The sequence below is a fragment of the Laceyella sacchari genome, assembly GCF_024927925.1.
GTDB lineage: Bacteria > Bacillota > Bacilli > Thermoactinomycetales > Thermoactinomycetaceae > Laceyella > Laceyella sacchari.
Genome location: NZ_CP103866.1, coordinates 1,383,505 through 1,397,061 on the forward strand (window position 1 = coordinate 1,383,505; position 13,557 = coordinate 1,397,061).

Below are 13,557 nucleotides of genomic sequence, written 5' to 3' on the forward strand. Positions count from 1 at the left end.
TGTGTTTACAGGAATCATTGAAGAAGTGGGCCGAGTGATACATGTGAAGAAGCAACCGGCGGCGATGGAGTTGACCATTCAGGCCGACCGCGTGCTCCAAGGGACTGAGCTGGGGGACAGCATCGCCGTGAACGGCGTTTGTTTGACAGTGACCCGTATGAGCGCGGACACTTTCTGTGCTGATGTGATGCCGGAAACCGTCAAACGAACCAACCTGAGTCAGTTGCAGACTGGAACCCCGGTCAATCTGGAACGGGCGCTGGCAGTAGGAGACCGATTGGGAGGCCACTTCGTGCAAGGGCACGTTGACGGGGTGGGCGTGATTCAATCGATTACGCCCATGGCCAATGCAGTGGTCTTTCGCATTCAAGTGGACCCCGCTCTCACCGATTACATGATTCCCAAAGGCTCGATTGCGGTCAATGGGATCAGCCTGACGTTGGTCGATGTGGAAGCGAATGCGTTTACTGTTTCGATCATCCCGCACACATTGCACCATACCCAGTTGCAACAAGGGAAACCGGGCGATCAGGTTAACATCGAGTGCGACATGATCGGCAAGTATTTGGCTAAATGGGTAAAAGGCAAACCTGCTGCTGCCGCGCCGGATGGCTTGTCATTGGACAGACTAAAGGAAGCCGGGTTTCTCGGTTGACAAAGGGGGAAGCGAACATGTTTCACACGATTGAAGAAGCGCTGGTTGAATTGAAACAAGGCCGGGTCATTATCGTAGTTGATGACGAAGATAGGGAAAATGAAGGGGATTTTGTGGCGTTAGCCGATCGGATCAAGCCGGAGACGGTCAATTTCATGATCACGCATGGTCGCGGCTTGGTGTGCGTTCCATTGTTGGAAGAGCGGGCGCAAGCGTTGGATTTGCCGCCTATGGTTACGCACAACACCGACCGGCATGGCACCGCGTTTACGGTTTCGGTGGATGCACACAATACGACGACGGGCATCTCCGCCTTTGAACGGGCCGACACGATCCGCCAACTGATCGATCCTGACGCTAAACCGCAACATTTTCGTAGGCCGGGCCACATTTTCCCACTGGTCGCACGTCCAGGAGGCGTGTTGAGACGGGCGGGACATACGGAAGCGGCGGTGGACTTGGCTAAATTGTGCGGCGCCTATCCTGCGGGAGTGATTTGTGAAGTTATCAACGAAGACGGCACCATGGCTCGTGTGCCCGAGTTGTCGGAAATCGCCCAGCGGTTTGGGCTGAAGATGATCACCATCCAAGAGTTGATCAAATATCGCCGTCGCACAGAGACGCTGATCAAGCGGGAAGTGTCGATCCACTTGCCGACGGAGTTTGGCGAGTTCACGGTGGTTGGGTACACCAACGAGGTGGATGGCAAGGAGCATGTCGCTTTTGTCAAGGGAGAGCTTGACCCGGAGGAGCCGACCTTGGTGCGGGTGCACTCTGAATGTTTGACCGGGGATGTGTTTGGTTCGCATCGGTGCGATTGCGGGCCGCAGCTACACGCCGCACTCCACCGAATCGCCGAAGAAGGCAAAGGCGTCCTGCTGTACATGCGCCAAGAAGGACGCGGCATTGGCCTTATCAACAAGCTCAAAGCGTATAAGTTGCAGGAGGAAGGGTTGGACACCGTGGAAGCCAATGTGAAGCTTGGATTCCAACCGGATCTGCGGGAATATGGCATTGGGGCGCAAATCTTGCGCGATTTGGGCGTCCGGCGTATGCGTCTGATGACCAACAATCCCCGCAAAATCACAGGTTTGAAAGGTTACGGCCTGGAAGTGTCCGAAGTGGTGCCAATCGTTTTTCCACCTCGGAAAGAAAACCGCAATTACATGATGACTAAAAAAGAGAAAATGGGACACTTGTTGCCCTTGTGAATGCTGAGGAGGAATGGTAAGATGCCACACGTATATGAAGGAAAGTTGGTTGCCCAAGGGTTAAGATTTGGCATTGTTGTCAGCCGCTTCAATGACTTTATCACTGCTAAACTGTTGGAAGGTGCCATCGACACATTGAAGCGCCACGGGGCGGAGGATGAACAGATCTCCGTGGCCTGGGTGCCGGGCGCATTTGAAATCCCGTTGATCGCTGACCAAATGGCGGCAACCCATCGGTATGACGCCATCATCACGCTGGGCTGTGTTATCCGGGGGGCGACCAGCCATTATGATTATGTGTGCAACGAAGTCTCCAAAGGTGTGTCACAAGTAAGCCAGCGTCACCAACTTCCGGTCGTGTTTGGGGTAGTGACGACGGAGACGATTGAACAAGCTATTGAGCGGGCCGGAACCAAAGCGGGGAACAAAGGAGCGGAAGCGGCCGTCAGCGCGATCGAAATGGCCAATCTGATGCGGCAAATCAACGGCTAACAGAAAGAGGAAAAGGCATGGCGCATGATGTAAAAATCAAGCTGGACCTATTTGAAGGGCCATTGGATTTGTTGCTACATCTCATTGAAAAAGCGGAAGTTGATATTTATCAAGTTCCCATCGCGCAGATTACAGAACAGTACATGCAGGTCTTGTATGAAGCGCAAGAGCTTGAATTGGAGGTAGCCAGTGAGTTTTTAGTGATGGCGGCCACGTTGCTGGCGATCAAAAGCCGGATGCTCTTGCCGCGGCAAGAAGAAGTGTTGGAAGAAGATTTCACTTACGATGAAGAGGAATGGATGGTAGACCCGCGGACGGAATTGGTGGAGCGTTTGTTGGAGTATAAGCGGTACAAGCGGTTGGGCGAAGTGTTGCGAGAACGGGAAGAAGAGCGTAGCAAAGTGTATTCCCGACCGGCGATGGACCTTTCCTCTTACACGCAGGAAGCCAACCCAGTCGAAGGCCTTACTCCGGATGATCTGTTGCAAGCGTTTGTCGATGCCCTCAAAAATCGCAAACCTCCCGAGCCGATGACCAAAGTAGCTCGGGAGGAGATTTCCGTCAGTGCCCGCATGGATGAAATATATAATGAACTGTTGGAACAGGGGCAACTTTTCTTTACGAAGATGTTAAAGTGGGACACGTTGACGAAAGAGCGAGTGATCACTACCTTTTTGGCTTTACTAGAATTGATGAAAATGAAAAAAATCATCTGCCGGCAGCATTCGCTGTTTGGGGAAATCTTGATTGAGCGGTTAGAAGTGGGGGGAAGCCAAACGTGAGCCAAGAGATGAAAGCCGTTATTGAAGGACTTCTCTTTGCTGCGGGGGAAGACGGTCTCAGCTTGAAAGAAATTGCGGATGTGACTGGAATGTCCAAAAAGGATGTGGAATTGCTCATCCACGACATGCGAGTGGATTGGAAAGAGCAACAGCGGGGCGTGCAAATCATGAAAGTGGCACAAGTATACCAAATGACTACATTGCCCGAACATGCTGCTTATTTTGAAAAATTGGCGCAAGCCCCCAATCGGTCACAATTGTCGCGGGCGGCGTTGGAAACGCTGGCTATCATCGCCTACCGCCAACCGATCATGCGCGCGGAGATTGAAGAGATTCGCGGGGTGAAAAGTGATCGGGTGGTTCAGGTGTTGCAAAGAAAAGGGTTGATTCGCGAAGTGGGCCGAGCGGAAGGAGCGGGCAGGCCCATTCTGTACGGGACTTCCCGTGAATTCCTGGATTATTTTGGACTCAACCATATTGATGAGCTTCCTCCCGCTGATTCCATTTTTGATTGGCAAGAATGGGAGCAAGAGCGGCAAGACCTGTTTGAGCGGTTGGGCGTGGACACCGACGTCATTCAACCGGACGCTGAGATGGAAGCAGAAGAGCAACCTATGTTAGAATCAGTTCATGAAAGTTGAATAGCAACGTTCAACGTTTGTTTAAAAAAGTGCCTTCGGGCACTTTTTTTTGTTTTAAATGAGAAGGATGGCGGGAACACAGATTTGTTCTTTTTTTGTAAGATTGGCAAATGACATGGTTGATTTATAATAAAAAGCGAGTGATATTATAGATCTTCATTTATAAAGAAATGGATTGGCGGAATAAAAAATGATAAAAAAAGAAAGGAATGATCGTTGGAAAAGCAAGCAGGGAAAACGACCAATTGATAGAATATTTAAGTAAATTGATGTACGGAGATCAATGGTGTAAATATATACTTTAGCAACATATTTAGTTGATATTTATTGCATTAACATAAAATAATTCTTTTGATAAATAAAAATATACAGCAAAATATTTTTTAATTCTTTTTGAGAATGTAGCGGAAAGGAGCTTTTAATTTGTTACATCAATTGATCACCAGAGAAACCATCGTGCTCAAAGATTTCGTATCCCATTGGAAAGAGGCGGTGCGGATCGCGTCTCTTCCGTTACTCCAGTTGAAATATATTGAAGAACACTATATCCAAGCAATGATTAAAATCATAGAGCAATGGGGCCCCTATGTCGTGTTGACACCACATGTGGCGATTACTCATGCCAGGCCTGGATCAGGGGTTAACCAGTTGTCGATGAGTTTGTTGCGCCTGAAAGAGAGTGTTTCTTTTGACAGGGGCAAAGAGGTGCATTTGATCATCGTATTGGCTGCAGTCGATAATCATTCCCATTTAAAAGCATTGGCAGAGTTGTCTAACTTGTTGTCACGGGAAGAAAACATCCAAAAAATCATTCAAGCCGATGAAGCGGATGAGATCTTAGAAATCATTCGGCAATATTCCAATGATGTGGAAATCAGCGGTTATCCGCGTTTTCCGGGTTCCGCTTGATCTGGATTTCGCGGCCGGGTCCGTGGAAATTGCGCGATGCAGTGTATACATCCCCACTTTCCTGCAAAAAATACCGAATAATGGCAGGTGGTGGGGTTGTTGTTTCTTGGGCTGCTTGTTTTGGGCTTGTTGATTGCATTATTGGTCATCATCTGGTTTACCGCACTCCGTGTTGAATTGGTGTATAAACGCGAACAAGGAAATGATCGGGGCGAAATCATCCTTACCGCATGGCGGGGCTTGATTCGGTATCGCATTGCCATTCCGCAAATACAGTGGAAAGGCTTGGATCAAGGGGTAAAAGTAAATACCCGATCCAGCATGTACAAGATGATCGGAAATGGGAGTGCGGAGCAACAAAATTCCGAAGTGAAGGTAAACAAACGCCTTTTGAAGAGATTAAACAGCGCGTACAAAGAGATGGTGCGAAATGTATCAGGTTTTCACCAAATTCTTCGTTGGTTTTTGACCAAAATTACCTGCGAAAAACTGGTTTGGAAGTCGCGTATCGGTACGGGGGATGCGGCAGAAGCAGGCATTTTGACCGGGATGGCGTGGGCCATCAAATCGACCCTCATCGGGTGGTTCTGTTCAAGGGTCAAGTGTCGGCATCAGCCGCAGATCACAGTCGACCCCGAATTCCATGCGAAGGTGTGGGATACGCATGTCAATGGCATAATCCGTTTTAGGATCGGGCATGCTATCATTGCCATTAAAAGATTACTAGTTCATATGCGGAAAGGAAGAGTACGCTAAATGTCTGAGCATCCAATTCAAAACTTAATGAAAACCGCTATGGAAAACATTCGCGACATGGTCGATGTCAATACAATTATTGGCGATCCAGTAGAAACGAATGAAGGATAGGTAGTTCACAAACGATACCAAGAAGCAAAGCTGTACTAGGCCCCTTAAATCCTGTATTTTAAAGACAGCACGAGGGGAGAAACAACATGCCAAAGAAAACAGGGAAATATGATCAGGCGTTTCGTGAACGGAAGTTAGAAGAGATTAAATCGCTATTGGCGCAAGAAGGATATATTGTAAAATCGCCGGAGTATGTCAACAATCGCACGAAGTTGGAGATGCAATGCCCCCACGGGCATGAGTGGCGAGCCACTTGGGACAACATCCGACAGGGAAAAAGATGCCGGCAGTGCTATGAAATGGGCATACAAAAAGCCGCTAAAACCAAAAAGCCAACTCGCAAAAACAAACCCCGCGAAGAGCACCGCGCGGAAATGTTTGCAAAGTTTAAAACGGCACTGGAAGCGGAAGGTTACACGATTCAAACTGACCACTACATCAACAACCAAACCAAAGTGCCTGTGATTTGTCCTAGAGGTCATGCGTGGTCAACATCATGGAATCAGTTTGATTCAGGAAAAAGGTGCAAACAGTGCTGGATCGAAGATTCAAGATTGACACAAGAACAAGTAGAGTTGGAATTGAATAAGGAAGGCTGCAAGCTCTTAAGCCAGTATGAGGGAATGCTCAAACCGTTTAAGTACCAATGTTCTTGTGGAAGAGTCTCTTATATTCGCTTGCCTGATTTCAGGAGAGGGGTTCGATGCCAAGCGTGCGGTGGGAACAAACGCAGAGTGACACTACGTATGCAACGATTGAAGAAACTGATGGGATATACTGAGTGATGCTTTACTATTTACTAAGTTGATTTCATTAGAAGAAAAGGGGTAACCAATTGCAGGGTCACCTCTTTTCTATAGGGTATATACTTTATAAAGTTCCCCTCTATTTTCAAAAAAGTAATGGTAAATAAACATCTTTTATGATATTTTATAATAACATTTTAAAAAATAGTATTTTAGGAGGTAAATTGGTTGAAGAAAAACACTAAGAAATTATTATTATTATCTATTATGCCTATTACAATTACTGGTGTTTTACTGTCAACACAATTAGGATCAGCAAATGAAAAGTTGGATATTAGGGTTGAATCAACTAATAATAGTGTTGATGTGAGTTTTAATTCGGTGGGGAATACAATTAAAGTGTTTAAAGACGAAAAAATTTATAAGCAGTTAAATGTACAAACCGGTTTGTTCAAAGCTTCGAAAAAAAATGATGTTCAACTATCTAATTTGGGAAGTGATACTCCTCAAAGATTAAAAATTAAAGCTTATGATGGGGATAAGATTGTCGATGAAGCAGTGATTGAAACCTCAACATTACGTTCAGAAGAAGATAAAAAACAATATAAAGATAATCCTCTAAAAGATTCCAATCTGATTACAATTATTAGGAAAAATGAAGTGAAATTAAGCTGGTCTGGAGTTCCTGATGATGATCAAACTTATGAAGTATATAGGGATAAAAAAATAATTGGTGAAGTTAAAGGCACTGAATATGTAGATAATAGTGTAACGGCTAATAAAAAGTACATTTATGAAATTATCGGGAAAACAAAGATTAGTGAGCAAGAGAAAAAAAGAAAAAAAGCTAAACTAAAACAAATGAAAGTACCTATAACTAAAAAAGATGAAGAGAACTTATATTATGTATCAAATACTCTGACTAAAGAGGTTACTACTAATGGAGACTATACAGTTAAATCTAATAAACAGAAAACCATTAGTACTAGTTCTGCTTCTAATACAATTTTAGGATACGGTCATTTGTTAAGATACCAAATTTTCATTCCAGCTGTAAAAGTACTTAATCCTTCGCTGTCGGCTTATAAATGGCCAAAATTCACAGGTGATACAAGAACTGGTTATGATTGGTTTAGTAATCGATATAGAACACGTGCCGATGTGTATATTTTATTTGATAAGTCAAAGATTATTATTAAAAAGGATGCTAATTATACTGTTGCATATGATTGGTTTGGGAATGTAGCTTATAAAAAGAAAGCTAATTTATCGAATGTAAGGTTAACAGCTAGATCTTTTGGTTCTGATTCTGGTGGAAGATACGCAAAAGTAGGATTGACACATTCAGTCTTTGATCCTTTAGTAGAACCAATTAGTGGGGCGCCTGCTGTAGATTATTATTATAATGCTAAAGTTTACGAAAACGGGGCTGTAACTGCTTTAGGACAACATGACCAGGCGCCTTCGCATGAATTATGGATGATCGCGTATCCTGGGGATGCAGATACTAAAATTCATACCTATCCAAATCAAGGTCTTCATAAGTTAATATCTGTATATCCATCAGTTAATTGGAGTTATGCTCCATAATGAAAGGATGAATAATTTGAATAACAGAACCGTTAGATTTATATTGTTGTGTTTAATGCTGATAGCCCTTATTTTTCCGAATACAAAAGTTTCTGCGGAAACTTCGTTCATAACTTACTCAGGCTCTATTGACGGTAAAAAATTACATGTATACAAATTTGCTACCTCTTCAGAAGGGATGGTTAACATTGAAGATCTTGGGACATCAAGCTCATTAATAACATATCAGTTAGTCTCAGAGGATTCGAAAACTGAATATGTGAGTGGTGATGTTTTACCTGCAGGTACATATTTGTTCAAGGTTAACTCAGATGACACTAACACAGGTAAATATAGTTTTAAATTAAGTGGTATCCAATTTTTAGGAACTCCAGATAATTCATTACCTACATTAAATGTAACAAACCCAACAGGTAGCTTAGTAAGATTAAGTAAGGGTACTTCAACTATAAATTTAACAGGTAGTACAAACGGAACCCAAGCAAGTGTCTCTGTCAATAAGGTTAACTATAGTTTAGCAGGGAATTTTACAAAAACAGTTAATCTAAAGTATGGTTTAAGTACAATCAATTTTAAAGCAGTAAACTCTAACGGTAATATGGTGTTTGAATCACATCAAGTTATAGCGCCAGGATATAAAAGGTTAGATGGTACTAATCGTTATGCTGTGTCTGCAAATATAAGTAAGGAAATTGATGAATTTAGAGGTTTAGAAGAAGTAGATAAGACAATAATTTTAAGTAATGATAGTGCATTTGCTGACGCATTATCAGGAGTGACTATAGCTGCTAAAGAAAAAGCTCCCATTTTACTTACTTCAGCTACAAATGGTATTCCTAGTGAAGTGAAGACTGAAATTGAAAGACTTAAATCAAACAAAGCTATAATCTTGGGGGGGGAAGGTTCTGTAGCAGTTTCAACTGAGGATGAGTTAAGAGCTTTAGGAGTAACTTCTATTGAGAGAATAACTGGAACCAATAGATATGAGGTAGCAACTAATATTGCTAAAAAAATTATAACACAAGATACTGATACTGCTTTTATTGCTTCAGGTGAAAGTTTTCCTGACGCTTTGTCTGTTGCATCAATTGCTGGTCAATTACAAATACCACTACTTACTACTAATTCTAGTAATTTGTCAGCAGAAGTAAAAACATTTTTAGCCAATAATCCGCAAATTAATCATTTTGTTATATCTGGTGGTTCTGTAAGTTCAACTGTCGAGAATCAATTGAAAACATATGGTACTGTATCTAGAATTAGTGGATCAAATAGGTTTGAAGTTGCTGAAAATGCAGCCAATGCATTTAATATAATCCCAAATACAATTACAGTGGCAAACGGAATGGATTTTCCTGATGCATTGACTGGCGGGGTTCTTTCAGCCTTATCTAAGGGACCTCTACTTCTAGCAACTCCAACTTCCACTCCTATTGAAACACTGCGTTACTTTGAAAAGTACAGTCTAGATATTAATAATTTTTATATTTTAGGAGGTACAGGTTCAGTTTCAAATGATACAATTAATAAGCTTTATCCATATATACAATAAAAAAGCCTGGCATAGCCAGGCTTTATAAGAAAAGAGCGGGTTAAAATGAAGTTATCATTAACAAATAATAAAATATACCGAAAGTTATTAAGTGCATTGTTCACTTGGATTTTGTTTTTATTAGGTTATTCTTATGTAATTATTGAATCTACGACGAGTGAATTTATGTTTTTTTTAGCCATTGCAAGTTTTTTTTCTTTTATTGGTATTTTTGGTTATGGATTAATGGTATCAATATTTTTTGATTTTATAACTAAAAAAATAAAAGGTGTTACAAGGTATATTGTTAAGTTTATTCTCTATGTTATTTCTGGTTTGATTGGAAGTGCTATTATTTCAATTGGTCAAAATGATCTGGAACAATTTTATATTTTCACTACAATAATTGCGATTGTATATTTTTTAATTGATGAGTTGAATGCAATGTTTATAAATAAAAATTAGTGTACTTTTTTGTGGGAAGATTAATCAAAGTTGATAGCCTAGCAATTTGCTGGGCTTTTTTATATTAATGGTCCGTGAACCTCCTGGCATTTTTGCACCATTACGGTTCACAGATCGTTTTGTTTTTTTTGTTTTAATGAAAATACTTAAAATGGCTGAAGTTCACATACAGTTTTTAGCTGAATCCATAATGGATTGAAAATCAGTAGGTAACCTTTAGAGAAAATAAATAAGGACGATTTCGCTCGTCCTACCTTAATCATGACCAATTGAAGCTCCTTCCCTCCAACCAGGAAGGGGTCTTTTCGTTTGCCGTTGAAGATGATTAGGTATACATCTTCTCATAAAATTTCATCTTGTTATGGCACACTTCGCAATCGGGAGCGTGGCCGTCGTTGTTCGTGTCTTTGTATTCTTCCCAGCAAAATCTGCACTTCCAGCGGTAGATGACTCGACCGCCGTCTTCATCTTGGTCGTCATTGCTTGATCCCCAGAAGAATGAAACGCTTTCACCCAAACCACCATTCAACGCAACCACCGAGAATGGATTAAGTACGAAACGGCGATGTAGCCATGGTTTAAACATGTAACTCCCTCCAATTAAAAAATGAATGGTTGTGATCATGTGACGGACATCGATGCCTTTATAGCAGGCTTGAAACCGGCATTAATTGTTTCCAGAACACATCCGGAAATCTTTTGGCTAAAGCGGTACCCTCACGTAGAACTCCCAAAAGCCATCGTTTTTTTTCGTTCGATCGCGATGTGCAGAGAGTTTTCTGCTAAGATCAATGGTGTTGATATTCCCTCACGTGAGTATCATTACCAGCTTGGTCTAGTCTCCGGCTTTCCTCCCATTGCGGTCGAATTTTTTTGTGATTTTTGCGAAGATAACAGCCTTGAAGTCCAAGGGGCCATGTTTGAATATGCAGGGCGGTATTTCTTTGGGCGATACAATGACGCAAAAGCGATTGCTGCATGGTTATGGTCCCAAGTGCCTATCTCTCCATCAGAAGTAAAAATTGACTATCATGGGCGCAAATTGAGCATGTATCCGCCCAACGATACAAGAGCATAAGGTTGTGGCCCTAATGTTGGACGCCTTACCAAATCCGGTAAGGCACTATTTATTTAGCTCCAAGGTGGATCAGCGATAAAGCGCATGTGATCACCTCCATTCATGATGATAACTTTATATTACCATGTTAATTTTAGATATACAATACCATTTTCAGAAAAGGGGCACAATCCTGGCTTTCGCTACCATTTATGTGTTAATTTAAGATTGACATGTTATGAAGAGGAGCTAGACAATGGAATATCGATACATAAAAGAAGTTGCGGGAAAAATTTATCCTGAGCCCTACAAAGATCACACTTTTCTTTTTCGTCTGGCTGATCTTTTAGAGAAAAAAGGGTACAGCCAACGCCAAATCGCACGCATCATTGATGTGAACCATCCCTTCATCAATAAGATGGCAAACGGGAAAATAGAAGAATTGCCGTTGGGACATGCCCTAAAACTGTGCATAGAGCTGGAGTGCACGCTGGATGATTTGCTGCCAATTGTGAAATTGAATCAACAAGAAGAGAAGGCTTGAGGTGGGTTGCTTCCACTTCAAGCCTGTTCTTATTTCACACAAAAAATCGAAGCGTAATACAAAAAGTCATACAAAATGATTGAAAAGTAATACTTTTGGTAATACAATATGGATGTCAGAAAAAACGGAAAGGAGCAAGGCAATGGAAACTACACAATATTTAACACAAAGCCATCCAGCCATAGAAAAGCAGTTTATCGGCCAAGATGGTCGTCCGGTCATCACCCTTCGTGGCCGATCGGCTGCCATTGATATTGGGAACACCGAAGTCAACTGCATCTTTGGTAGCGAAAAGTCCCGCTTTGTCTTTCCCAATGTTATTGCCGAAATGCCATTCGATGATGTGCTGGAGCAAGAGAATGACATTCTAGAAGGTCTGCGCGTAAAAATTGATTCACCGGCCCTGAACAGGAAATGGGGAACTCTCGCCGTTGGCCAGTTAGCCGCGAGGCAACAGGATGAACGTAGAGAAATCTCCCCCGGCTCTATTAAAGCCAACGAAGATCAGTCATTCATCGTGTTTCTAACGGCATTGGCAGTCGATGCGGTGAAGCATTTTGCGGTGAAAAATGGCGTTTGCTTAGCTACATATTGCTTAAGTGGTGGATTGCCGATCAGTGAGTTTAAGAACAAGGAGCTGCGCAAGCAATTTAAACAGAAGATGACAAGTGGTGTGCATAAGGTGACGTTTTTAGAAACGGCTTCCCCCTATCGCCACGTTGAAGTGCATCTTGAGGTGTTTGATGTGAAGTTAAGCTCGGAGGGGCAGGCAGCTAATCTGGAGCTGACGACGGATGCCTTTGGCGGCTACAAACCGCTACCGGGGACGGAAGGGAACTACATGATTTTGGACAATGGAGGAGGCACCCTGGATTGTGCGGTGATTTTGGCTGGTGGGAAGACGGACAACGAACGGTCCAAAGGGGAACAGAAACTGGGCATCAACAAGACGCTGGATTCTATTCTGGACAGCATATATGCCAAATACAATGTCACCTTTGAATCGAGAAAGCAGTTGGCTGATCATATCCTGGCTTCAAGGAAAGGTTCGCCGCTATCAACCCAAGTTAAAGATATTCTGGTGCAAGGGAAACCAAAGCAGATTCAAGATATTGTCGATGGCCATTTGCGCAGGTATGCGCAGACCATTTATGAGTACATGAAGCGGAAGTGGAGTGAGGTTTCCAACTGCCAGTCCGCATACTTTATCGGGGGTGCGAGCAACCTGATCCGACCGTATTTGTCGGAGTTGAACCGAGGGGAAGGGATGGCTGGCGAATACGTGATCTATTTTCTTGATCCCAATCAGTCGTTCTGGATCCTGGCGGAGGCGTATCACAAAATTGGTGTTTACCATCGTGAACACGGGAAAAAACGCAAGATTGTGCTTATTCCTCCTCAAGCGCCATAGTGAAAAGGAATGATATAACGGGTTATAATAGAGACCTCTGAAGGGGTCTTTTGTTGTAGGGAGGGAGAAGTCCATTGGTTGAGAAGAAATACGGTCCGGGTACGCAATTACCCAACACCCGATTAAATAAAAAAACGCCGCAATACGTGTTTGACTATTTGGAGAAGCATCAGCCGAAAAGTTCCGATTTGATGCGTTTGATTCAGCTGGGAATCGAAGTGGAGCTCAATCGGGAGCAATACGGGTTATTTATTCCCTATGCCCCATTGTCTAAGGAGCAGATTCGCGAATTGGAAACCAACGAAGTGTTGAAGGTCAAGTTCATGCAATTTGCCAAATGGTTCTTTTTTACGGAGGGCAATGAGCCGCCGCCATTTGTTTCTGCTACGGTGAAGGCGACAGAATCGATGGCAGTTCATCCCGTTGATTCGAAGAATACGTCCGTTGTCACGGAAGAGAAACAGATGGACGAAGAGCAATGGCTTTTAACCAATGAATACATGCATCTTGCCATGCAGCATCTGGATGATGATGATGACTGATGAAGTCAGTTAGACATCGTTGCCCATTGTTTATAAGGATGAGGGGATTAGCATGTAAAATGATTGTAATCTTCAGTAATAGAGGGGGGATATATGAGTCAATGGAAGTAGCTT

General features: G+C 42.8%; 16 protein-coding genes and 1 pseudogene. 16 read left to right on the forward strand and 1 reads right to left on the reverse strand.

The annotated features are described in order from the left end of the window. Position 1 precedes the first annotated feature (1 nt). The 12 genes and pseudogenes from ribE to NYR52_RS06965 all read left to right on the forward strand — a co-directional run bounded on the left by ribE (position 2) and on the right by NYR52_RS06965 (position 9,889). Positions 2 to 655: a riboflavin synthase gene (gene ribE / locus NYR52_RS06910; RefSeq protein WP_106342825.1), complete on the forward strand. Its 654-nt coding sequence runs from the start codon at positions 2 to 4 to the stop codon at positions 653 to 655. A 17-nt stretch (positions 656 to 672) separates the two neighbouring features. Next, a complete protein-coding gene (locus NYR52_RS06915) occupies positions 673 to 1,866 on the forward strand; it encodes a bifunctional 3,4-dihydroxy-2-butanone-4-phosphate synthase/GTP cyclohydrolase II (RefSeq protein WP_259436568.1) in 1,194 nt (397 codons plus the stop codon). A 21-nt stretch (positions 1,867 to 1,887) separates the two neighbouring features. Further along, entirely contained in the window at positions 1,888 to 2,358 is a 471-nt protein-coding gene (gene ribH / locus NYR52_RS06920; RefSeq protein ID WP_106342823.1) for a 6,7-dimethyl-8-ribityllumazine synthase, read from the forward strand. A gap of 17 nt (positions 2,359 to 2,375) precedes the next feature. Beyond that, positions 2,376 to 3,140: a segregation and condensation protein A gene (locus NYR52_RS06925; protein ID WP_106342822.1), complete on the forward strand. Its 765-nt coding sequence runs from the start codon at positions 2,376 to 2,378 to the stop codon at positions 3,138 to 3,140. A gap of 8 nt (positions 3,141 to 3,148) precedes the next feature. Then, positions 3,149 to 3,781 (forward strand): SMC-Scp complex subunit ScpB, encoded by a 633-nt coding sequence (scpB, locus tag NYR52_RS06930; protein ID WP_054095492.1) that lies wholly within the window; start codon positions 3,149 to 3,151, stop codon positions 3,779 to 3,781. A gap of 423 nt (positions 3,782 to 4,204) precedes the next feature. Continuing rightward, positions 4,205 to 4,690 carry a PTS sugar transporter subunit IIA gene (locus tag NYR52_RS06935; RefSeq protein WP_022736243.1) on the forward strand — a complete coding sequence of 162 codons (486 nt, stop codon included), beginning with the start codon at positions 4,205 to 4,207 and terminating at the stop codon, positions 4,688 to 4,690. A gap of 99 nt (positions 4,691 to 4,789) precedes the next feature. After that, entirely contained in the window at positions 4,790 to 5,446 is a 657-nt protein-coding gene (locus NYR52_RS06940; RefSeq protein WP_022736244.1) for a DUF2953 domain-containing protein, read from the forward strand. Continuing rightward, positions 5,447 to 5,554, forward strand: a pseudogene (locus NYR52_RS06945) (sporulation protein YtfJ); the annotation flags it as partial. 89 nt (positions 5,555 to 5,643) lie between these two features. After that, positions 5,644 to 6,342, forward strand: coding sequence for a hypothetical protein (locus tag NYR52_RS06950; protein ID WP_022736246.1), 699 nt, complete (start codon positions 5,644 to 5,646; stop codon positions 6,340 to 6,342). Positions 6,343 to 6,531: 189 nt separating this feature from the next. Continuing rightward, entirely contained in the window at positions 6,532 to 7,893 is a 1,362-nt protein-coding gene (locus NYR52_RS06955; protein WP_022736247.1) for a DUF3238 domain-containing protein, read from the forward strand. Positions 7,894 to 7,909: 16 nt separating this feature from the next. Continuing rightward, positions 7,910 to 9,445 (forward strand): cell wall-binding repeat-containing protein, encoded by a 1,536-nt coding sequence (locus tag NYR52_RS06960; RefSeq protein ID WP_158283226.1) that lies wholly within the window; start codon positions 7,910 to 7,912, stop codon positions 9,443 to 9,445. Positions 9,446 to 9,490: 45 nt separating this feature from the next. Beyond that, positions 9,491 to 9,889 (forward strand): hypothetical protein, encoded by a 399-nt coding sequence (locus NYR52_RS06965; protein WP_022736249.1) that lies wholly within the window; start codon positions 9,491 to 9,493, stop codon positions 9,887 to 9,889. A 325-nt stretch (positions 9,890 to 10,214) separates the two neighbouring features. Here the strand turns inward: NYR52_RS06965 and NYR52_RS06970 are convergent, their stop codons facing one another. Then, entirely contained in the window at positions 10,215 to 10,475 is a 261-nt protein-coding gene (locus NYR52_RS06970; RefSeq protein ID WP_102992195.1) for a hypothetical protein, read from the reverse strand. Between the two features lie 39 nt (positions 10,476 to 10,514). Here NYR52_RS06970 and NYR52_RS06975 point away from each other — a divergent pair, with 39 nt between their 5' ends. From NYR52_RS06975 to NYR52_RS06990, 4 genes are all read left to right on the forward strand, one after another. Next, entirely contained in the window at positions 10,515 to 10,967 is a 453-nt protein-coding gene (locus tag NYR52_RS06975; protein WP_106342817.1) for a hypothetical protein, read from the forward strand. 235 nt (positions 10,968 to 11,202) lie between these two features. After that, positions 11,203 to 11,490, forward strand: a complete 288-nt coding sequence (locus NYR52_RS06980) for a helix-turn-helix domain-containing protein (protein ID WP_259436569.1) — start codon at positions 11,203 to 11,205, stop codon at positions 11,488 to 11,490. A gap of 142 nt (positions 11,491 to 11,632) precedes the next feature. After that, the gene (locus tag NYR52_RS06985) at positions 11,633 to 12,901 is read left to right on the forward strand and encodes a ParM/StbA family protein (protein WP_259436570.1); all 1,269 of its coding nucleotides are present in this window, start codon (positions 11,633 to 11,635) and stop codon (positions 12,899 to 12,901) included. Positions 12,902 to 12,975: 74 nt separating this feature from the next. Beyond that, on the forward strand, positions 12,976 to 13,443 hold the full coding sequence (locus NYR52_RS06990) for a hypothetical protein (RefSeq protein ID WP_259436571.1): 468 nt from the start codon (positions 12,976 to 12,978) through the stop codon (positions 13,441 to 13,443). The last annotated feature ends 114 nt before the right edge of the window (positions 13,444 to 13,557 follow it).

Excerpts from the sequence above, each read along its gene's own strand:
- NYR52_RS06915 (WP_259436568.1), top strand. The coding sequence starts at position 673 with ATGTTTCACACGATTGAAGAAGCGCTGGTTGAATTGAAACAAGGCCGG.
- ribH (WP_106342823.1), top strand. The coding sequence starts at position 1,888 with ATGCCACACGTATATGAAGGAAAGTTGGTTGCCCAAGGGTTAAGATTT.
- NYR52_RS06925 (WP_106342822.1), top strand. The coding sequence starts at position 2,376 with ATGGCGCATGATGTAAAAATCAAGCTGGACCTATTTGAAGGGCCATTG.
- scpB (WP_054095492.1), top strand. The coding sequence starts at position 3,149 with ATGAAAGCCGTTATTGAAGGACTTCTCTTTGCTGCGGGGGAAGACGGT.
- NYR52_RS06950 (WP_022736246.1), top strand. The coding sequence starts at position 5,644 with ATGCCAAAGAAAACAGGGAAATATGATCAGGCGTTTCGTGAACGGAAG.
- NYR52_RS06965 (WP_022736249.1), top strand. The coding sequence starts at position 9,491 with ATGAAGTTATCATTAACAAATAATAAAATATACCGAAAGTTATTAAGT.
- NYR52_RS06970 (WP_102992195.1), bottom strand. The coding sequence starts at position 10,475 with ATGTTTAAACCATGGCTACATCGCCGTTTCGTACTTAATCCATTCTCG.
- NYR52_RS06980 (WP_259436569.1), top strand. The coding sequence starts at position 11,203 with ATGGAATATCGATACATAAAAGAAGTTGCGGGAAAAATTTATCCTGAG.
- NYR52_RS06985 (WP_259436570.1), top strand. The coding sequence starts at position 11,633 with ATGGAAACTACACAATATTTAACACAAAGCCATCCAGCCATAGAAAAG.